The sequence below is a fragment of the Variovorax jilinensis genome (genome assembly GCF_030316885.1).
GTDB classification, from domain to species: domain Bacteria; phylum Pseudomonadota; class Gammaproteobacteria; order Burkholderiales; family Burkholderiaceae_C; genus Variovorax; species Variovorax jilinensis.
The window spans coordinates 568,219-586,225 of the sequence record NZ_JASZYQ010000003.1; the positions used below are offsets into that span (position 1 = coordinate 568,219).

An 18,007-nucleotide genomic window follows, 5' to 3' on the forward strand; every position below is an offset into this window, starting at 1 on the left:
GGTAGGCCTGCTCCGACATGCATTGGCGGCCGGCAGCCGCTGGCGCGTCGCGCCCGGAGGGCCACACTGGGCCGATTCGACATCACGGAGAAAAAGACCATGTCATTCGCCCTTTACATGATCGGCTTCCTGATCTTCCTCGGCGGTCTCGGCTGGGGCGCTTCGGTCGCCGGCGTGCCTTCGCTCTACATCGGCATCGGTGCCCTGATCCTGCTGGGCATCGGCATCTTCAGCGGCGTCGGACGCACCCGCGGCAAGGACCCTTCCTGAGCGGCCAGGCGCTTCGGCGCCGCGCGTGCGACACCCATTTGCTGCCGCGTGGCGCTCGTTTTTTCCGGTAGTCTCGGCCGATGCCTACCTTCGACCCGCTTGCGCCGCCCACGCTCGAATTCTTTGCCGACCTGTCGGTGGAGGTCGAAAAGCCCGTGGTGCTGGCCGTCAGCGCGCGCGGAACGCGCCGCGTGGTGCCCATCGTCGGCGGCAGCGCGACTGGCAACGGCTGGACCGCACGCGTGCTGCCCGGCGGCTCCGACTTCCAGCTGATCGTGAGCGACACGCTGAGCGAGCTCGACGCCCGCTACGGCCTCGAGACCGACGCCGGCGACCTGATCTACGTGCAGAATCACGCCGTGCGTTCGGCGCCCTCCGAGGTCATGGCCAGGCTGCTGCGCGGCGAGCCGGTCGACCCGGCACAGGTCTACTTCCGCTGCAACCCGCGCTTCGAGACCTCGTCGAAGGCGCTGGGCTGGATCACCGACCGCATGTTCGTCGGCGTCGGCGTGCGGCATCCGGCCGAGGTCGTGATGCGCTTCTTCAGCCTCTAGCCCAGGCGCTGTCGCATCGCCTCGTAGAGGCAGACACCGCTGGCCACCGAGACGTTGAGGCTTTCGACCGCCCCCGCCATCGGGATGCTGATGAGCTCGTCGCAGGTCTTGCGCGTGAGTTGGCGCATGCCCTCGCCTTCGGCGCCCAGCACCAGTGCCAGTGGCCGCTTGAGGTCGCACTGGTAGAGCGTGCCCGGGGCGTCGTCGCTGGTGCCGACGCACCAGATGTTGCGCTCCTTGAGTTCGCCAAGCGTGCGCGCGAGGTTGGTCACCATGAAATACGGCACCGTCTCGGCGGCGCCGCTGGCCACCTTGGCCACGGTCGCGTTGATGCCGGCCGCGTGGTCCTTGGGGGCGATCACCGCGTGCGCGCCGGCGCCGTCGGCCACACGCAGGCAGGCCCCCAGGTTGTGCGGATCGGTCACGCCGTCGAGCACCAGCAGCAGCGGCATCGTGCCCTCGGCTTCGAGGCCCTCGAGCAGTTCGTCGAGCGAATGGGTCTGGGCCACCGGCTCTACCCGCGCAGCCACGCCCTGGTGGCCGTGGCTGCCGCTGAGCTTTGACAGGCGAAGGCCGTCGGCCTCGACCAGCCGCACCCCGGCGTCCTGCGCGCGCGCGATGAACTGCCGCATGCGCGCGTCGCGCCGGCTGGCATCGAAGAGCACCTCGATCACCGATTTCGGCGCGGTCTTGATACGCACGCCCACGGCATGGAAGCCGAAGATCACTTTGGGAGAAGACATCCCCCGATTATCGAGCCCCGCCGGTCGAGGCGGTCTCAGCCGGCGTTCTCGTCGCGCGCCACGCGCCCGGCCTCGATCGTGATCTTGCGTTCGCAGCGGTCGGCGATGCCGCGGTCGTGCGTCACCATCACGAGCGTGGTGCCGAGCTCGCTGTTGAGGTCGAACATGAGACGCATGACCTGCTCGCCGGTGGCGAAGTCCAGGCTGCCGGTCGGCTCGTCGGCCAGCAGCAGCGCGGGCTGCACCACGAAGGCCCGCGCCAGCGCCACGCGCTGCTGCTCGCCGCCGGAGAGCACGCGCGGATAGTGGCCCAGCCGCTGGCCCAGGCCGACGCGGCCCAGCATCTCGGTGGCCGCCTTGCGCGCGTCCCTGCGGTCGGCGAGCTCGAGCGGCAGCATCACGTTCTCGAGCGCGCTCAGGTTGGCGAGCAGCTGGAAGCTCTGGAACACGAAGCCGACCTTCTGGGCCCGCAGCGCGGCGCGCTCGTCCTCGTCGATCGCGAACAGGTCCTGGCCGCCGAGCCGGACGGTGCCGCGCGTCGGCGTGTCGAGCCCGGCGACGATGGACAGCAGCGTGCTCTTGCCCGAGCCCGAGGCGCCGACGATGGCAGCGGTCTCCCTGGCGCCCAGGGAGAAATCGATGTCCTGCAGAATGTCCAGGGTTCCGGTGGAATCGGTGACGGACTTGAAGACGTTTTCGACGCTGACGATGGCGTCGGCTCGGTCATCGGATCGGAATGAGGACATTGAAAGGTTTTGCGTGGTGAATCGACGTCACTTTATCTGGTGCGGCATGCTGGCCGCGAATGCAGGGACATGGCTGCCCGCCGCCAGCGCCGCCACCACGGGCAAGCCACCCGTGATCCTGGTGCTCGGAGACTCGCTGTCGGCCGAGTACGGCCTCAAGCGCGGCGAGGGCTGGGTGCCGTTGCTGGACAAACGGCTGGCCGAGCAGAAGGTGCCCGCCACCCTGGTCAACGCGAGCATCAGCGGCGACACGACGGCCGGCGGCCGGGCCCGCCTGCCCAGGCTGCTGGAGCAGCATCAGCCCTCGCTGGTGGTGATCGAGCTGGGCGGCAACGACGCGCTGCGCGGACTGCCGCTGGCGGGCACCGAGGACAACCTGCTGCAGATGACCAAGGCCGTGCAGGCCACGGGCGCCCAGGTGCTGCTGGTCGGCATCCAGGTGCCGCCCAACTACGGCAGCGACTACACGCGCCGCTTCGAGGCCATCTTCTCCAAGGTGGCGGCGGCGACCAAGGCGCCGCTGGTGCCCTTCCTGCTCAAGGGCGTGGCCGACGCTCCCGATGCGGCGACTCTTTTCCAGGCCGACCGCATCCATCCCACCGGCGCGGCGCAGCCGCGAATGCTCGACAACGTCTGGCCCACGCTGCGCAAGATGCTGCCGAAGTGAGAAGGGCCGCATGCCAGCGGCCCACGAAAGCAAAAAGCCGCCGCGGCCCCAATGGCCTCGGCGGCTTTTCTCGCACGGGAAGCAGACTCAGCCGTTCTTGGTCGGCAGCTCGGGTGCAGTGGGTGGATCGTGCTCGAGCGACGCCACGTCGGTTTCCGGATCCCCCGGTTCCAGCCCGTCGCTGCTGGGATTGAGCTTGCGATTGGCCTTCTCCCTCAGCTTGTCTTCCTTCTTCTTCTTCTTTGCCAGTTCCTTCTGGCGCTTTTCATAGCCGTAGTTTGGTGTTGCCACTGCTTCTCCTTCGGGCGAGACAGTCACGGTGACTGCACATCCCGAGACTGTACGCGATATCGGCGGGCGCTCAGAGCGCTTCGAGCGCCTGCTCGAGATCGGCGCGCAGGTCGTCCACGTCCTCGAGGCCGATCGAAAAGCGCACCAGCGTGCCCTTGTGCGGCCACGCAGCCACGGACGCATCGCGCATCAGGCCGATGTCGTAGGGCACCACCAGGCTGATCGGCCCGCCCCACGAATAGCCAAGCCGGAACAGCGACAGGCTGTCGCAGAAGCGATCGACCTGCTCGCTTGCGTAGCTGGCGTCGAACACCACCGAGAACAGCCCGGCGGCGAGGTCCCGGCTGCCGCACAGCCTGAGCCAGTTGACATGGCCCGGCGAGCCTTCGAGCGCCGGATGCAGCACCTGCGCGATCTCGGCCCGGCCCTGCAGCCAGCGCGCCAGCTCGCGCGCGCTGCGGTCGTGCGCGGCGTAGCGCAACGCGATGCTCGGCAGCGAGCGCAGCACGGTCTCGACGTCGCCGACGCCGATACCGAAGCCCATGCGCATGTGGGTCAGCTTGAGGGCGCGATGCAGCCGCTCGTCGCGCGTGAGCACGCTGCCCATCAGCACGTCGCCGCCGCCGCTCGGATACTTGGTGAGCGCCTGGACCGAGATGTCGACCCCCTGCCCCGTGCCGTCGAGGTCGAAGGGTGCGAAGGCGAGGCCGGCGCCCCAGGTGTTGTCGAGCGCCGAAACGACGCCGCGCGCGCGGCACAACGCCACCAGCGCCGGTAGGTCCGGAAACTCCATCGTCACCGAGCCGGGCGCCTCGACCCACACCAGCTTCGTGCGTTCCGAAAGCTTGGCCGCCAGGTCGGCCGGATCGAGCGCGTCGTAGAGCCGGTGCGTGATGCCGAAATTGGCAAGTTCGCCGGTGGCCAGCGCCTTGTTCGGGCCGTAGGCGTTGTCGGGAATCAGTACCTCGTCGCCGGTCTTCAGGAAGGCGAACGAGACCAGTGCGATCGACGCCAGCCCGCTCGGCACCAGCAGGCATTCGCTGCCGCCCTCGAGCGTGGCGAGCCGCTCCTCGAGCGTGAAGGTGGTCGGCGTGCCGTGCAGGCCGTAGGTGTAGCCGGCCTTGGTCTTCCAGTCGCGCGCGCGCATCGCGGCCACGTCGGCGAAGAACACGGTCGACGCCTTGTAGATGCCGGGCTGCGGCGCTGCGAATCGCGCGGGCGGGCTGTACGGATGGTGAATGAGATCGGTGATGGGCTTGCGCATGCCGCCATGCTAGTCGACTGCCGCGCGCGGGCGGCGGACAATGGCGCCATGCTGTCGATGCGCGCCCCGTGCCCCTCGCTGCGGCGCTTCGTCCGCGCGCTGTGGGCCAGCGAGCCGGCGGCCGGCGACGCCCGTGCCGTTGGCGGCGGCGTCGTGCGCGAGCACGTCGTTCCCACCGGTGAGATGCACCTCGTGCTGCGGCTGTCGGGCCCGCCGCTGCGGCTGTTCGCAGGCCCGACAGACACGCGCGGCTGGACCGTGGGCCACGCCCTCGTGGGCGGCGCCCGGTCGCGCTTCCACGCGCGCGACGTCTCGCAGCCTGCGCACTCGGTCGGCGTGCAGCTGCTGCCGGGCGCAGCGCAGGCGCTGTTCGGCCTGCCCGCCGACGCGCTGGCCGAGCAGCACGTGCCGCTCGATGCGCTGTGGGGCGCCTCGGCGGCCGGCGAAGCGCTGGAGCGCGTCCACGCGCCGGCCACGGCCGAAGGCCGCATGGATGCGCTGCAGGCGCTGCTGCTGGAGCGCCTCGACCCGTGGCCCCAGGCCCTGCATCCGGCCATCGCGCAGGCCCTCGCGCGGCTCGGCGGCGGCGCCACGGTGGGGTCGCTGGCGGCGGCCAGCGGCTACAGCCATCGGCGTTTCATCGCGCTGTTTCGCGAGGCGACAGGGCTGGCGCCCAAGCGGCTCGAGCGCGTGCAGCGGCTGCAGCGGGTGCTGGCAACGGGCGCCGACCGGGCCGGCGCCCTGCCCTGGGCCGAACTCGCGCTGCAGGCCGGCTACGGCGACCAGTCGCACCTGCACCGCGACTTCGTCGAGATCACGGGCCTGACACCGCAGGCCTGGCGGCGCGCGGCCCCGGCGTCGCCGAATCACGTGCGGGTGGACTGAACAAGGTCAATTTCGTCCAAGACGTGCCCCGTCGGCTTGCACACAATGGCAGCGCACCGGTTGCCGCGCCGATCTACCCCAAGGAGAGAGTCCCATGGCCGTTCTCGAAATGTTTCCGTATCTCTGCGTCAAGGACACTGCCGCCGCCATCGCCTTCTACGGCGAGGTGTTCGGCGCCACCGAGAAGTTCAGGCTGACCGAGCCCAGCGGCCGGATCGGTCACGCCGAGCTCGATCTGGGCGGCAGCACGCTGATGCTGTGCGACGAGTTCCCCGAATACGGCATACGCAGCGCCAGCACGCTGGGCGCCACGCCGGTCACGATCCACCTGCACGTCGACGACGCCGACGCCGTGGTCGAGCGCGCGCTGAAGGCCGGCGCCACGCTCGAGATCCCGCTCGCGGACCAGTTCTACGGCGAACGCTCGGGCAGCTTCCGCTGCCCCTTCGGTCACCGGTGGAATGTCGGACACTCGATCGAGGACATCGAGCCCGAGGAGATGCAGCGGCGCTACGACGCCGAACTCAAAAAAGGTTAGGCCGGCGCCGGGCCGCTCCCAAGGCGGCCTGCGGCCCCCTCGGTCGGCAGCGACCCACACGCAGTGGGGGGAGCGTGGGGGCTCTATTTCAGACCGACCACTTCTCGATGAGCTTCTCGGCCCCCATCGAGTCGTAGCCCTCGAAGGGCTGGTGGATCCACGGGTTGGTCGGCAGGAACTCGACCGAGTAGTCGGGCGTGAAGGTCGACAGCGCCTTGGTCCACACCACCGCGCTGCGCAGTTCGGTGATCGGCTTGTAGTTGCTCTTGAGCTGGTCCACCACGGCATGCAGCGTGTGGCCCGAGTCCGCCAGGTCGTCGACCAGCAGGACCTTGCCCGCGATCTCGCCCTTGGGCGTGGTGATGTAGCGCGCGATGTCGAGATGGCCCTGCACGGTGCCGGCGTCGGCGCGGTAGGAACTGGTCGACATGATCGCGAGCGGCTTGTCGAAGATGCGCGACAGCACGTCGCCGGGCCTGAGGCCGCCGCGCGCCAGGCACAGGATGGTGTCGAACTGCCAGCCCGACTGATGCACCTTGATCGCGAGCTTCTCGATCAGGTTGTGATACTCGTCATAGCTCACGTAGAGGTGCTTGCCGTCTTCGGTCAACATGGGTCTGGGCTCCAGCGGTGGTGGGGAAATCAGTCGGCGAGATACGGGTGGCGCATCATGATCGTGTGGTCGCGATCGGGGCTGGTCGACACCATGTGGATCGGCACGCCCGTGACCTGCTCGATGCGCTGCAGGTAGAGCCGCGCGTTGATCGGCAGCTTGTCGTAGTGCGTCACCCCCACGGTGCTGTCGCTCCAGCCTTCCAGGGTTTCGTAGACCGGCGTGCAGCGCTCGATCTCGTCGGCACCCATCGGCAGGATGTCGGTGAATTCGCCGTCGAGCTGGTAGCCGGTGCACAGCTTGAGCTCCTCCAGGCCGTCGAGCACGTCAAGCTTGGTGATGCACAGGCCGGAGAGGCCGTTGACCTGGGCCGAGCGCTTGAGCAGCGCGGCGTCGAACCAGCCGCAACGGCGGCTGCGTCCGGTGGTGACGCCCTTCTCGGCGCCCACGTTGCTCAGGTGCCAGCCCACGGTGCCGGGCTTCTCCCAGTCGAGCTCGGTGGGGAAAGGGCCGCCACCGACGCGCGTGCAGTAGGCCTTGGTGATGCCGAGCACGTAGTGCAGCATGCCCGGGCCCACGCCCGAACCCGCGGCTGCATTGCCCGCCACGCAGTTGCTCGAGGTGACGTAGGGATAGGTGCCGTGGTCGACGTCGAGCAGCGTGCCCTGCGCGCCCTCGAACAGCAGGTTGGCGCCGGCACGGTGGGCATCGTTGAGCTCGCGCGAGACGTCGGCCATCATCGGCTTGAGCAGCTCGGCGTGGCGCATGGCCTCGTCGTAGACCGTGTCGAAGTCGATCGCCGGCGCGCTCAGCACCTGCGTCAGCACGTGGTTGTGCAGGTCGAGCAGCACGCGCAGCTTGGTGGCGAAGCGCTCGGGATGCTTCAGGTCCTGCACGCGCAGCGCGCGGCGCGCGATCTTGTCCTCGTAGGCGGGGCCGATGCCGCGGCCGGTGGTGCCGATCTTCTCGATGCCGCCCTTCTCGCGGTAGGTCTCGCGCGCAATGTCGAGCGCCGCGTGGAACGGCAGGATCAGCGGGCAGGCCTCGCTGATGCGCAAGCGCGAGCGGACCTCGACGCCGGCCTTCTCGAGGCCTTCGATCTCCTCGAACAGCTTGGCCGCCGACAGCACGACGCCATTGCCGATGTAGCACTTGACGCCCGGCCGCATGATGCCGCTCGGGATCAGGTGCAGCGCGGTCTTGACGCCGTTGATGACCAGCGTGTGGCCCGCATTGTGGCCGCCCTGGAACCGCACGACGCCCTGCGCGCTCTCGGTCAGCCAGTCGACCAGTTTGCCCTTGCCCTCGTCGCCCCACTGGGTACCGACGACGACCACGTTTCTTCCGGTGGTAACGCTCATGATGTCTCGCTTCTCAGATTCAGATGGCTTGAACGCGCCATTGGCCGTCGGACTCGACGAGCTCGCGGTCGCAATGGAATTCGTCGATCTCGTTGCCGTGGCCCGGCAGCACGCAGACCACGGTCTCGCCTTCGCCGCGCAGCGCGGCGATGGCACGGTTGAGCGGCTCGGCGTCGCTCCAGGGCGCGCGGATCGCGGCCCGCAGCGGCCGCGCCGGCAGCGCGCCCACCAGTTCGCGCAGGTCGAGGCTGAAGCCGACCGCGGGACGGTTGCGGCCGAACACGGCGCCGACCTCGTCGTAGCGGCCGCCGCGCACCAGCGAATCGCTGGCGCCCGCGGTGTAGATGCCGAAGCGCATGCCGCTGTAGTAGGCATAGCCGCGCAGGTCGGCCAGGTCGAAGCTCACGCTGGCGCCATCCAGGCGGCCGGCCAGCTGGCGCAGGTCGGACAACGCGGCGCGAATGCCCGGGCTCTGGGGCAGCACGCGGGCCGCCTCGTCGAGCACGGAGACGTCGCCGTACAGGCCGACCAGTGCCAGCAGGCCTTCGCGCGAGGCGGCCGGGAAGCCGGCCGTGAGTTCGCGCAGCGCACTCGCATCCTTGGCCGCGAGCGCCGCATGGACGCGAGCGATCGCGGCGGCATCGACCGGCACCCCGGCGAACAGCGCGCGCACGATGCGTGCGTCTGCCAGGTCGACGATCACCGGCGACTGCGCCCGTCCGGTGATGCCCGCGGCGCGCAGGCAGTCGAGCGCCAGCAGCAGGATCTCGGTGTCGGCCTCGAGGCCCTCGTGGCCGTAGATCTCGGCGCCGAACTGCAGCGGCTCGCGCGTGGCGTGCGGGCGGTCGGGCCGGGTGTGGACCACCGGGCCGCAGTAGCACAGGCGGGCGACGCCGGCGCGGTTCAGCAGGTGGGCGTCGATGCGTGCGACCTGAGGCGTGGTATCGGCGCGCAGGCCCATGCTCCGGCCGGACAGCTGGTCGACCAGCTTGAAGGTCTGCAGGTCGAGCGCTTCGCCGGTGCCGGACAGGAGCGATTCGAGGTGCTCGAGCAGCGGCGGCATCACCAGCTCGTAGCCATAGCCACGGGCGGTGTCCAGCAACTCGCGTCGAAGTTCTTCGATGTGGCGCGCCTCGGAAGGCAGCACATCGGCAATGTGATCCGGGAGGACCCAGGCGGACATGGAGATCGGGGGCGTGGTTAAACCGGAATTCTACCGGGACCGGGTCGGGCCCCTGCCAGGCCGGCCCGGGGCGACGAAGTCACCCCAGGAGCCAGAGCAGAAACAGACCCAGGACTATGCTGCAGAGGCCGAAGAAGCGCAGCTGGCCGTCGCGCAGTTGCATGAGCTGGCCGAAGCCGCGCCGCCACCCGCCCGGGGACAGGAAAGGCAGCAGGCCCTCGATCACCAGGACGAGGGCCAGCGCGCTCCAGAACGTGTCGCCGTCCACGCGGGACCGTCGGTCGGGCTCAGCGCCGCGGTGCGTTGCCGGTCGCGCCCGACCCCTGCATCGCACGGAAGAACTCGGACGACGGGTCGAGCACCATCACGTCGCTCTTCTTGTTGAAGCTCTGCTTGTAGGCGTCGAGGCTGCGGTAGAAGAGCGCGAACTGCGGATCGCGGCCGAAGGCTTCGGCATAGATGCTGGCAGCCCGGCCATCGCCCTCGCCCTTGATCTTCTGTGCGTCGCGGTAGGCGTTGGCGACGATCACCTCGCGCTGACGGTCGGCGTCGGCGCGGATCTTCTCGCCCTCGGCAAAGCCGGTGGAGCGCAGTTCATTGGCCACGCGCTTGCGCTCGGCCTCCATGCGGCGGTAGACCGATTCGGTGATCGCCTCGACGTAGTCGACGCGCGTGATCCGCACATCGACGACATCCACGCCCCAGGGCTTGTTCTCGCCCTTGACCACGGCCATGACTTCGCGCTGGACGTCGGCCATCAGCACGTCGCGGCGGGTCGAGATCAGGTCGCGCACGGTGCGCTTGTTGATGTTTTCCTGGAACGCGTTGCGCACCACACGGTTGAGCTGCACCGCACCTGCGTTCTCGTCGAGGCCGACGTTGCGGATGTATTCCGAAGGATTGGTGATGCGCCAGCGCACGTACCAGTCGATCACGACCCGCTGCTTCTCCGCCGTCAGCATCGGCTCGGGGTCGAGGCTGGACAGCGTGAGCAGCCGCTTGTCGATGTACGACACGTTCTGAAACGGCGGCGGCAGCTTGAAGTTGAGGCCGGGCTCGGTGATCACTTCCTTGATCTGGCCAAGTGCGTAGACGACGCCGAACTGGCGCTGGTCGACGACGAAGAGCGTGGAACTCAGCAGCGCGAGCGCCACCAGGACCGACGAGACGATGAATCCGATTCTGTTCATTTTCTTAGGGTCCTCAGCGCACGTCGCGGTCGCGCGAGCGGCCGTCTCGGGCCCGGGCATCGCCCGTCGACGACGGCGTCACCGGGATCACCGACGACTGCGGCGCCGCGGTGCCCGCCACGTTGGGGCTGGCGGCATCCGACGGCGTGCCGGGCGTGTTGGCACCCGTCTGCTGCATCAGCTTGTCGAGCGGCAGGTACAGCAGGTTGGAGTTCGCCTTGGAGTCGACCAGGATCTTGCTCGTGCTGCTGTAGATCTGCTGCATCGCATCGGTGTACATGCGGTCGCGCGTCACCTGCGGCGCCTTCTGGTATTCGCCGAGCACCGAGCTGAAGCGCTGCGAATCGCCCTGCGCCTGCGCCACGATGCGCGCCTTGTAGGCCTCGGATTCCTCCTTCAGGCGCGAACCGGTACCGGTGGCGCGCGGCACCACGTCGTTGGCATAGGCCTGGGCCTCGTTCTTGAGGCGCTCGCGTTCCTGGCCGGCCTTGAGCACGTCGTCGAAGGCCGCCTGCACCTGCTCGGGCGGACGCACGCCGCCCTGCTGCAGGTTGATCGCCACCACCTCGACGCCGAGCTTGTAGCGGTCGAGGATGGTCTGCATCAGCGTGCGCACGCGCGGCGCGATCTGGTCGCGCTCGTCGGCCAGGGCGGCGTCCATGCGCATCTTGCCGACCACCTCGCGCACGGCGGTCTCGGCCACCTGCACCACGGTGTCGGTCGGGGCCTTGCTCTCGAACAGGAAGGCGCGTGCGTCGTTGAGCCGGTACTGGACCGCGAACTTGATCTCGACGATGTTCTCGTCCTCGGTCAGCATGGCCGATTCGCGCAGGCCGGTGGAACGCACCACGGTGTCGCGACCGACGTCGACCGAGCGGATCTGCGAGGTGACGACCAGCTCGTGGCGCTGGATCGGGTACGGCAGGCGCCAGTTGAAGCCGGCCCCCACGGTCGCCTTGTAGCGGCCGAACTGGGTGATGACCGCCTGCTGCCCTTCGTTGACGATGAAGAAGCCGGTGCCTAGCCAGATGAGTACCGCAACGATCGCGATCAGGCCGAGGCCGAAGCCCGCGTTCTTCATGTCGGGGCGAAGTCCGCCGCCGCCGCCGTTTCCGTTGGGCGGACGGTTGTTGTTGTCACCGCCGCCACGGCCGCCGAACAGCCCGCCGAGCTTGCGGTTGAAGTCGCGCCAGAGTTCGTCGAGATCGGGCGGGCCCTGGTTCGGGCCCTGGCCGCGCGGCCGGTTGTTGTTGGGCGGAGGCGCCGGCGGCTCGCCGTCGGGGCGATGGGCGGCGGGACGGTCACCGTTGGACGATGAATCGTCGCCGCGGCCCCATCGGCCGTCGTTCAGGTTGAACATGGCCGGAAACCGTCTCCACACTGGCTTTGAATTCATTCGGTTTAGTTCTTTGGTCAGTGAAGTGGGATTGTGCCCAATCTCAATCGGCGGCCTCGTGCAATTCGGCTCCGTCCCCTAAGGACATGGTCTCGGGTGTGTCAGTGCCTGCCGAGTTCGAGCGCGTGGCGAGTTCGGCCCGCAGCGCGGGCAGCCCCTCGCCCGTCCGGGCGCTCAGGAAGATGCGGCAGACCTGGACGCCGTCGACGTCGATCTCGTCGCGCAGTTGCAGGGGCTGCTGGGCACTTTCAAGGGCGTCGAGCTTGTTGAAGACGAGCAATTGCGGCACCGAGCCGGCGCCGATGTCGTTCAGCACGGCCTGCACCTCGGCCATCTGCTCGGGATGGTGCGGGTTTGACGCATCCACGACATGCAGCAGCAGGTCGGCATCGACTGCTTCCTGCAAGGTGGACTTGAAGGCGTCGACCAGCCCGTGCGGCAGGTCCCGGATGAACCCGACCGTGTCGGAGATCGATACCTGGCGGCGCGCGTCGCCCAGGTAGAGCTGGCGCGTCGTGGTGTCCAGCGTCGCGAACAGCTGGTCGGCCGCATAGGCGCGTGCCTTGACCAGGGCATTGAACAGCGACGACTTGCCGGCGTTGGTATAGCCGACCAGCGAGATGTTGAAGGTGTCGCGCCGCTCGCGCTGGCGGCGCTGGGTGCCACGCTGGCGCTGCACCTTGACCAGGCGCTCACGCGTGCGCTTGATCGATTCGCCGATCATGCGGCGGTCGAGCTCGATCTGCTTTTCGCCCGGGCCGCCGCGCACGCCCGCACCGCCGGTCTGGCGTTCCAAATGGGACCAGCGGCGAACCAGCCGCGTGCTGAGGTATTGCAGCCGGGCCAGCTCGACCTGCAGCTTGCCCTCGTGCGAGCGCGCGCGCTGGGCGAAGATCTCGAGGATCAGGAAGGTGCGGTCGTAGACCGCGACGTCCAGCTGGCGCTCGAGGTTGCGCTGCTGGGCCGGGCTCAGCGTCTGGTCGAAGATGACCTCGCTGGCACGGTGCATGAGCGCGAGTTCCTTGATCTCGTCGGCCTTGCCGCTGCCGACGAACAGGGCGGCATCGGGTGCGCGGCGCTTGCAGACCAGGCGCGCGACCGGCTGCAGGCCGGCGGTCTGCGCGAGCAGGCCGAGTTCCTCGAGCTCGCCGTCGAAATGGGGCAACCCGAAGTCGACGCCGACGAGAACGGCGGCGCCATCGGTTCGGGGTATCAGTTCAGACAAGCGGAATGAAGATGAAAAAGCGCGGCGGGTGACCGCCGCGCTCCGCGCCGATCAGGCGGCAGCGTCGTCGTTCTCGGCAGCCGAGAAGTTGACGGCCCGCCCGGGCACGATGGTGGAGATGGCGTGCTTGTAGACCATCTGGGTCACCGTATTGCGAAGCAACACGACGTACTGGTCGAACGACTCGATCTGACCCTGGAGCTTGATGCCGTTGACCAGATAGATCGAAACCGGCACGTGCTCGCGACGCAGGGTGTTCAGGAACGGGTCTTGAAGAAGCTGCCCTTTATTGCTCACGATATTCTCCGTGTTCAAGAGTTGTTGTTGGAACGTTCACCTTAACACAGCGTTTCTGCGCTGCAGCATGCAAGACCTCAAAGGCCTTCCAAAAATAACGGCACCCAACACGGGAACTTCCACGCCGGGATGCCGCGCATCGGCACGCAACGGCCGCCAAGTCGCCGGGCAACAACCCGAGGCCCAGGCCCTCAGTCGTCCTTGTCGGCGTAGGGGTTGGCCGAGGTCTTGAACTGGATCCGCAGGGGCGTTCCAACGAGGTCGAACTCCTTGCGAAAACGCCCCTCGAGGAAGCGCTTGTAGGCCTCGGTGACGTGCTCGAGCGAATTGCCGTGAATGATGATCACCGGCGGATTCATGCCACCCTGGTGCGCATAGCGCATCTTGGGCCGGAACATGCCCGCGCGCTTGGGCGACTGGAACTGCACCGCCTCGAGCAGCAGGCGCGTGAGCACCGGGGTGGTCATCTTGCGCGTGGCCGACTTGTGGGCCTGCACGATCGACTGCCACACGGGACCAAGCCCCTGGCGCTTGACTGCCGAGATGAAATGCAGCGAAGCAAACTTGAGGAACGGCAGCCGGGTCTCGATCTGGCGCTGGATCTGCTCGCGCTGGTAGCTGTCGACCGCGTCCCACTTGTTGATCGCGATCACCACCGCGCGGCCGCTCTCGAGGATGTAGCCCGCGATGTGGGCGTCCTGATCGGTCACGCCCTGGGTGGCGTCGAGCAGCAGCAGCACGACGTTGGCCGATTCGATCGCCTGCAGCGTCTTGACGACCGAGAACTTCTCGATCGCCTCGAAGACGCGGCCCTTGCGGCGCAGGCCCGCGGTGTCGATCAGCTCGAAGCGCTGGCCGTTGCGCTCGAACGGCACCGAGATGGCGTCGCGCGTGGTGCCGGGCATGTCGAAGGCCACCAGGCGCTCCTCGCCGAGCCAGGTATTGATCAGCGTGGACTTGCCGACGTTGGGCCGACCGGCGACCGCCAGCTTGATCGGCTTGTTGACGTCGTCTTCGTCGGTCTCGTCGTCCGGGTCCGGCAGGTTCAGCGGTTCGAGCGCCAGTTCGACCAGGTCGCGCATGCCCTGCCCGTGCGCCGCCGACACGCCATGCACGTCGCCGAAGCCCAGTTCGTAGAAATCGACCAGCTTGGTGCCGTCGTGCATGCCCTCGGCCTTGTTGGCCGCCAGCACGCAGGGCTTGCCGAGCCGGCGCAGCTCGTTGGCGATGTCGTGGTCCTGCGCCGAGAGGCCTTCGCGCGCATCGACCACGAAGATCACGACGTCGGCTTCGGCCACGGCCTGCCGAGTCTGCTTGGCCATTTCCTTGTAGATGCCGCTGCCGGCATCGGGCTCGAAGCCACCGGTGTCGATGACGATGAACTCGTGCTTGCCCAGGCGCCCGTTGCCGTAGTGGCGGTCGCGCGTGAGGCCCGCGAAGTCGGCGACGATGGCGTCGCGGGTCTGGGTCAGGCGATTGAACAACGTCGACTTGCCGACGTTGGGACGCCCGACCAGTGCGATGACCGGCTTCATGGAAGGCGTCCTTTCACTCGATTACTCGGGTCGATAGCCGAACACGCCGCCATTGCGGGTGACGACCACGACGGTGTTTCCGGCCAGCACGGGCGTCGCCATGATGGCGGAGCCGTCGGGTGTGACCCGGTTCAGGGGTGCGCCGTCGTCGCGCGACAGGATGTGCACGATGCCCGCGGCGTCGCCGATGATCAGCGAGCGGCCGGCGGCCAGCGGCGCGGACAGGATGCGGTGCTTGAGCAGGTCGGCCTGCTGCCAGGCGCGCTCGCCGTCGCTGCGGCGCCAGGCCACGACCGCGCCGCTGTCCTCGGTACCGTAGATGTTGCGGTCGTCGCCGCCGACGCCGTCGGCGCCTACCGCCGGCTTGGTCCACAGCAGCGCGCCGCGCGCGGTGTCGACGCAGCCGACGCTGGCGAAATAGGCGCGTGCACAGACCACGTCGCCCTGACGGCTCACGGTGCCGGTGAGGTCGACCAGGCGCTCGACGTCGTTGGTGCCACGCGGTGCCGCGATCGGCGATTCCCAGCGCGACGAGCCGTTGGCCGGATTGATGCCGACCAGCCGGCCACCGACGCCGGCGATCAGCGTGTCGCCAACCGCGAGCAGCACGCCGGGCTTCTTGAGAACGAGGTTTTCGGCGGTGCGTTGCTGCGACCACAGGCGGCGGCCGCTCTGGCCGTCCCACGCGCTGGTGGTCCGGTCGGCGGCCTGGACGAAGACGCGGCGGCCGGCGACCAGCGGCGGCGTATAGGCCTGGGCCGTGAGGCGCTGCTTCCAGAGCACCTTGCCGGCCTCCAGAACCACCAGTTCGCTGTTGGTCGTGACCACCGCGACCTGCTGGCCGTCGCTGCCGACGCCGGCTGCCAGGGGCGTGCCGACGCTCGCGCGCCACAGCTCGGTGCCGGCGCGCGCGTCGATCACGACCACGGTGCCGTCACCACCTGCGACCGCGATCCGGTCGCCGCTGACGGCAGTCGAGAGCGGGAAGCTCACGGCCGGGATCTTGATGGTCCAGGCCTGCTTGATGCCCATCAGGGCCACGTTGGGCGGCAGGTCGGCGGGCTTGGGCCGCGCCGATCCGGAACAGGCGGCGAGCGCCGCGATCATCGCGGCGGCAGCCCCGATGCGCAGCATGGGCGCCAGGGTCATGTAACGCTTCAGATTCATGGTGTGTTCTTGACGGGAGGTGCGGCCGCCGGGGCCAGGCTCTTCGGATCGACGCCGACCGCGTTGAGCTTGATCTCGACCAGGCGACGGTAGTCGGTGCCGGGCTCGAAGGCGGCCAGGGCCTTGAGGTACTCGGCCTTGGCATCGTCGCGCTTGCCCTGGGCCAGCAGGATGTCGCCCTTGCGATCGGCCACCAGGGCGACGAATTGCTTGGGCACCTCGCCGCCGAGAGCCTTGAGCGCCTCGTCGTATTGCCTGGCGTCGAGCAGTTCGGCTGCCAGCCGCAGACGTGCGACCGCCTGGTAGCCCGGATCGATCGCGTGCTCCGATACCCAGGCCAGCGCCGCGCGAGAAGCATCGGCATTGCCCTTGTCGTGCAGCGTGCGTGCAGCCAGCAGGCCGGCCTGCTGGGCATAGGCGGTGCCTGCGAACTTGTCCTTCATGTCGGCCAGCGCGCGCTCGATGCGCGGCACGTCGCCGGCCTGCGCACTGCGCTCGACCTCGTCGTAGAGCGCCGAAGCCTGTGCCGCCTTGTTGCGCTGCAGGTATTGCCAGCCGTTCCAGGCCACGAAGGCACCGGCTGCGAGCAGCACGACCCAGGTGATCAGCGTGCCGTAGGTATTCCAGAAATGCTTGAGCTGGTCGAGCTGTTCCTGTTCTTCGAGATCGAGTGGAGTAGCCATGCGCTGTCAGTTGGTTGTAGAGCCCCGGGGACCCGGCTCGCCGAGTCCGCCCCCGGAGGGGGGCACGGAAACCTGGGAGCGGCCCGGCGTTTCCGTGGGAGGCGAGGATTGTAGGGTGGCGGCCCAGGCGGCCACCTCGGAAAGCGAGCGCGTGGTCTGCGCGCCGCTGCCGTCGCGCAGCGCCTTGAGAGTCACTTCGCCGCGTGCGAGTTCGTCGGCACCGAAGATCAGCGCGTGGATGGCGCCGCTGCCGTCGGCCTTCTTCATCTGCGACTTGAAGCTCGCCAGGCCTTCTGCGGTGGCCGCGTGCATCTGCACGCGCACGCCGGCCTCGCGCAGCTGCTGCAGCGTGCGCAGCACCAGCGGCATCGAGGCCGCGTCGGGCACGATGGCGTAGGCATCGGGCACCGGCGCGGGAATCGCCGTGCCCTGCTCCTTCAGCAGGTCGAGCACGCGCTCCACGCCCATCGCCCAGCCCACTGCGGGGGCGGGCTTGCCGCCGATCTGTTCGATCAGGCCGTCATAGCGCCCGCCGCCACAGACGGTGCCCTGGGCACCCAGGCGGTCGGTGACGAACTCGAAAACCGTGAGGTTGTAGTAGTCGAGCCCGCGCACCAGGCGCGGATTGATCGTGTAGGCGATGTCGTTGGCCTCGAGGATGGCCTTCAACCCCTCGAAGTGCGCGAGCGATTCGGCGCCGAGGAACTCGGCGAGCCTGGGCGCCGACTCGACCACGTCCTTCATCGCCGGGTTCTTGGTGTCGAGGATGCGCAGCGGATTGCTGTGCAGGCGTCGCTTGCCGTCCTCGTCGAGTCGTTCGGCGTGCTTCTCGAAATGGGCGATGAGCTGCGCGCGATGCAGCGCACGCTCGGCCGGCTGGCCCAGGCTGTTGAGCTCGAGCCGCACATCGGTCAGGCCGATGGCCTTCCACAGCGCGCTGGCCAGCAGGATCAGCTCGGCGTCGACGTCCGGGCCGCCGAAGCCCAGTGCTTCGGCGCCGATCTGGTGGAACTGGCGGTAGCGCCCGCGCTGCGGCTTCTCGCGGCGGAACATCGGGCCCGTGTACCAGAGGCGCTTGGGGCCGTCGTACAGCATGTTGTGCTCGATCACGGCGCGCACCAGGCCGGCCGTGTTCTCGGGGCGCATCGCGAGGTGCTCGGCCTGGCCGTGCTTGTCGGAGCGGTCCTCGAAGGCGTACATCTCCTTCTCGACGATGTCCGTCACTTCGCCGATGCCGCGCACGAACAGCGCCGTGTGCTCGAGGATCGGCGTGCGCACGTTGCGGTACGCAAAGCGGGCCATCAGATCGCGCACGGTGGCCTCGAGCCACTCCCAGCGCGCCGATTCGGGCGGCAGTATGTCGTTCATGCCTTTGACGGCATTCAGTTTTTCAGCCATG

Annotated in this window: 21 protein-coding genes; 5 read left to right on the forward strand and 16 right to left on the reverse strand. The window is 68.5% G+C overall.

Going from position 1 to position 18,007, the window contains the following annotated elements:
* The first annotated feature begins 99 nt into the window (after positions 1-99).
* A complete protein-coding gene (locus tag QTH87_RS14250) occupies positions 100-270 on the forward strand; it encodes a hypothetical protein (RefSeq protein ID WP_286609884.1) in 171 nt (56 codons plus the stop codon).
* 80 nt (positions 271-350) lie between these two features.
* A complete protein-coding gene (locus QTH87_RS14255; protein WP_286609885.1) occupies positions 351-824 on the forward strand; it encodes a DUF3237 domain-containing protein in 474 nt (157 codons plus the stop codon).
* Here QTH87_RS14255 and rlmB read toward each other — a convergent pair.
* Positions 821-1,567: a 23S rRNA (guanosine(2251)-2'-O)-methyltransferase RlmB gene (gene rlmB, locus QTH87_RS14260; RefSeq protein WP_286609886.1), complete on the reverse strand. Its 747-nt coding sequence runs from the start codon at positions 1,565-1,567 to the stop codon at positions 821-823. The genes QTH87_RS14255 and rlmB overlap by 4 nt on opposite strands.
* Positions 1,568-1,602: 35 nt before the next feature.
* Positions 1,603-2,313, reverse strand: coding sequence for an ABC transporter ATP-binding protein (locus QTH87_RS14265; RefSeq protein WP_286609887.1), 711 nt, complete (start codon positions 2,311-2,313; stop codon positions 1,603-1,605).
* Positions 2,314-2,359: 46 nt separating this feature from the next.
* Between QTH87_RS14265 and QTH87_RS14270 the strand changes: the two genes are divergently transcribed.
* Entirely contained in the window at positions 2,360-2,980 is a 621-nt protein-coding gene (locus tag QTH87_RS14270) for an arylesterase (protein WP_286610401.1), read from the forward strand.
* 87 nt (positions 2,981-3,067) lie between these two features.
* On the opposite strand, the gene QTH87_RS14275 is transcribed toward QTH87_RS14270, so the two are convergent.
* Entirely contained in the window at positions 3,068-3,271 is a 204-nt protein-coding gene (locus tag QTH87_RS14275; RefSeq protein ID WP_286609889.1) for a hypothetical protein, read from the reverse strand.
* Positions 3,272-3,341: 70 nt separating this feature from the next.
* Positions 3,342-4,535, reverse strand: coding sequence for a PLP-dependent transferase (locus QTH87_RS14280; RefSeq protein WP_286609891.1), 1,194 nt, complete (start codon positions 4,533-4,535; stop codon positions 3,342-3,344).
* 48 nt (positions 4,536-4,583) lie between these two features.
* Between QTH87_RS14280 and QTH87_RS14285 the strand changes: the two genes are divergently transcribed.
* Positions 4,584-5,420 carry a helix-turn-helix domain-containing protein gene (locus QTH87_RS14285; RefSeq protein WP_286609893.1) on the forward strand — a complete coding sequence of 279 codons (837 nt, stop codon included), beginning with the start codon at positions 4,584-4,586 and terminating at the stop codon, positions 5,418-5,420.
* 94 nt (positions 5,421-5,514) lie between these two features.
* Positions 5,515-5,958, forward strand: a complete 444-nt coding sequence (locus QTH87_RS14290) for a VOC family protein (RefSeq protein ID WP_286609895.1) — start codon at positions 5,515-5,517, stop codon at positions 5,956-5,958.
* Between the two features lie 88 nt (positions 5,959-6,046).
* Here the strand turns inward: QTH87_RS14290 and QTH87_RS14295 are convergent, their stop codons facing one another.
* The 12 genes from QTH87_RS14295 to hisS form a co-directional block, all read right to left on the reverse strand.
* The gene (locus tag QTH87_RS14295; protein ID WP_286609897.1) at positions 6,047-6,571 is read right to left on the reverse strand and encodes a phosphoribosyltransferase; all 525 of its coding nucleotides are present in this window, start codon (positions 6,569-6,571) and stop codon (positions 6,047-6,049) included.
* A 29-nt stretch (positions 6,572-6,600) separates the two neighbouring features.
* Positions 6,601-7,932: an adenylosuccinate synthase gene (locus QTH87_RS14300; protein WP_286609898.1), complete on the reverse strand. Its 1,332-nt coding sequence runs from the start codon at positions 7,930-7,932 to the stop codon at positions 6,601-6,603.
* Positions 7,933-7,951: 19 nt separating this feature from the next.
* Entirely contained in the window at positions 7,952-9,115 is a 1,164-nt protein-coding gene (locus tag QTH87_RS14305) for an ATP phosphoribosyltransferase regulatory subunit (RefSeq protein ID WP_286609900.1), read from the reverse strand.
* A gap of 79 nt (positions 9,116-9,194) precedes the next feature.
* Positions 9,195-9,383, reverse strand: a complete 189-nt coding sequence (locus tag QTH87_RS14310) for a DUF2065 domain-containing protein (protein WP_286609902.1) — start codon at positions 9,381-9,383, stop codon at positions 9,195-9,197.
* A 19-nt stretch (positions 9,384-9,402) separates the two neighbouring features.
* The gene (gene hflC / locus QTH87_RS14315; protein WP_286609904.1) at positions 9,403-10,305 is read right to left on the reverse strand and encodes a protease modulator HflC; all 903 of its coding nucleotides are present in this window, start codon (positions 10,303-10,305) and stop codon (positions 9,403-9,405) included.
* Positions 10,306-10,318: 13 nt separating this feature from the next.
* Positions 10,319-11,665: an FtsH protease activity modulator HflK gene (hflK, locus tag QTH87_RS14320; RefSeq protein ID WP_286609905.1), complete on the reverse strand. Its 1,347-nt coding sequence runs from the start codon at positions 11,663-11,665 to the stop codon at positions 10,319-10,321.
* A 79-nt stretch (positions 11,666-11,744) separates the two neighbouring features.
* Positions 11,745-12,926, reverse strand: a complete 1,182-nt coding sequence (hflX, locus tag QTH87_RS14325; protein WP_286609907.1) for a GTPase HflX — start codon at positions 12,924-12,926, stop codon at positions 11,745-11,747.
* A gap of 51 nt (positions 12,927-12,977) precedes the next feature.
* Positions 12,978-13,223, reverse strand: coding sequence for an RNA chaperone Hfq (gene hfq, locus QTH87_RS14330; RefSeq protein WP_012747311.1), 246 nt, complete (start codon positions 13,221-13,223; stop codon positions 12,978-12,980).
* 191 nt (positions 13,224-13,414) lie between these two features.
* The gene (gene der / locus QTH87_RS14335; protein ID WP_286609909.1) at positions 13,415-14,758 is read right to left on the reverse strand and encodes a ribosome biogenesis GTPase Der; all 1,344 of its coding nucleotides are present in this window, start codon (positions 14,756-14,758) and stop codon (positions 13,415-13,417) included.
* Positions 14,759-14,779: 21 nt separating this feature from the next.
* Positions 14,780-15,925, reverse strand: coding sequence for an outer membrane protein assembly factor BamB (bamB, locus tag QTH87_RS14340; protein WP_286609910.1), 1,146 nt, complete (start codon positions 15,923-15,925; stop codon positions 14,780-14,782).
* Positions 15,922-16,608 (reverse strand): YfgM family protein, encoded by a 687-nt coding sequence (locus tag QTH87_RS14345; protein WP_286609911.1) that lies wholly within the window; start codon positions 16,606-16,608, stop codon positions 15,922-15,924. The genes bamB and QTH87_RS14345 overlap by 4 nt, the downstream gene beginning before the upstream one ends.
* 6 nt (positions 16,609-16,614) lie before the next feature.
* Positions 16,615-18,006, reverse strand: a complete 1,392-nt coding sequence (gene hisS / locus QTH87_RS14350; RefSeq protein ID WP_286609913.1) for a histidine--tRNA ligase — start codon at positions 18,004-18,006, stop codon at positions 16,615-16,617.
* Position 18,007 lies beyond the last annotated feature (1 nt).

Excerpts from the sequence above, each read along its gene's own strand:
- hflC (WP_286609904.1), bottom strand. The coding sequence starts at position 10,305 with ATGAACAGAATCGGATTCATCGTCTCGTCGGTCCTGGTGGCGCTCGCG.
- QTH87_RS14295 (WP_286609897.1), bottom strand. The coding sequence starts at position 6,571 with ATGTTGACCGAAGACGGCAAGCACCTCTACGTGAGCTATGACGAGTAT.
- QTH87_RS14265 (WP_286609887.1), bottom strand. The coding sequence starts at position 2,313 with ATGTCCTCATTCCGATCCGATGACCGAGCCGACGCCATCGTCAGCGTC.
- rlmB (WP_286609886.1), bottom strand. The coding sequence starts at position 1,567 with ATGTCTTCTCCCAAAGTGATCTTCGGCTTCCATGCCGTGGGCGTGCGT.
- hflK (WP_286609905.1), bottom strand. The coding sequence starts at position 11,665 with ATGTTCAACCTGAACGACGGCCGATGGGGCCGCGGCGACGATTCATCG.
- QTH87_RS14290 (WP_286609895.1), top strand. The coding sequence starts at position 5,515 with ATGGCCGTTCTCGAAATGTTTCCGTATCTCTGCGTCAAGGACACTGCC.
- QTH87_RS14300 (WP_286609898.1), bottom strand. The coding sequence starts at position 7,932 with ATGAGCGTTACCACCGGAAGAAACGTGGTCGTCGTCGGTACCCAGTGG.
- QTH87_RS14250 (WP_286609884.1), top strand. The coding sequence starts at position 100 with ATGTCATTCGCCCTTTACATGATCGGCTTCCTGATCTTCCTCGGCGGT.
- QTH87_RS14270 (WP_286610401.1), top strand. The coding sequence starts at position 2,360 with ATGCTGGCCGCGAATGCAGGGACATGGCTGCCCGCCGCCAGCGCCGCC.
- QTH87_RS14345 (WP_286609911.1), bottom strand. The coding sequence starts at position 16,608 with ATGGCTACTCCACTCGATCTCGAAGAACAGGAACAGCTCGACCAGCTC.
- bamB (WP_286609910.1), bottom strand. The coding sequence starts at position 15,925 with ATGAATCTGAAGCGTTACATGACCCTGGCGCCCATGCTGCGCATCGGG.
- QTH87_RS14280 (WP_286609891.1), bottom strand. The coding sequence starts at position 4,535 with ATGCGCAAGCCCATCACCGATCTCATTCACCATCCGTACAGCCCGCCC.
- der (WP_286609909.1), bottom strand. The coding sequence starts at position 14,758 with ATGAAGCCGGTCATCGCACTGGTCGGGCGTCCCAACGTCGGCAAGTCG.
- hisS (WP_286609913.1), bottom strand. The coding sequence starts at position 18,006 with ATGGCTGAAAAACTGAATGCCGTCAAAGGCATGAACGACATACTGCCG.
- QTH87_RS14255 (WP_286609885.1), top strand. The coding sequence starts at position 351 with ATGCCTACCTTCGACCCGCTTGCGCCGCCCACGCTCGAATTCTTTGCC.
- QTH87_RS14285 (WP_286609893.1), top strand. The coding sequence starts at position 4,584 with ATGCTGTCGATGCGCGCCCCGTGCCCCTCGCTGCGGCGCTTCGTCCGC.
- QTH87_RS14305 (WP_286609900.1), bottom strand. The coding sequence starts at position 9,115 with ATGTCCGCCTGGGTCCTCCCGGATCACATTGCCGATGTGCTGCCTTCC.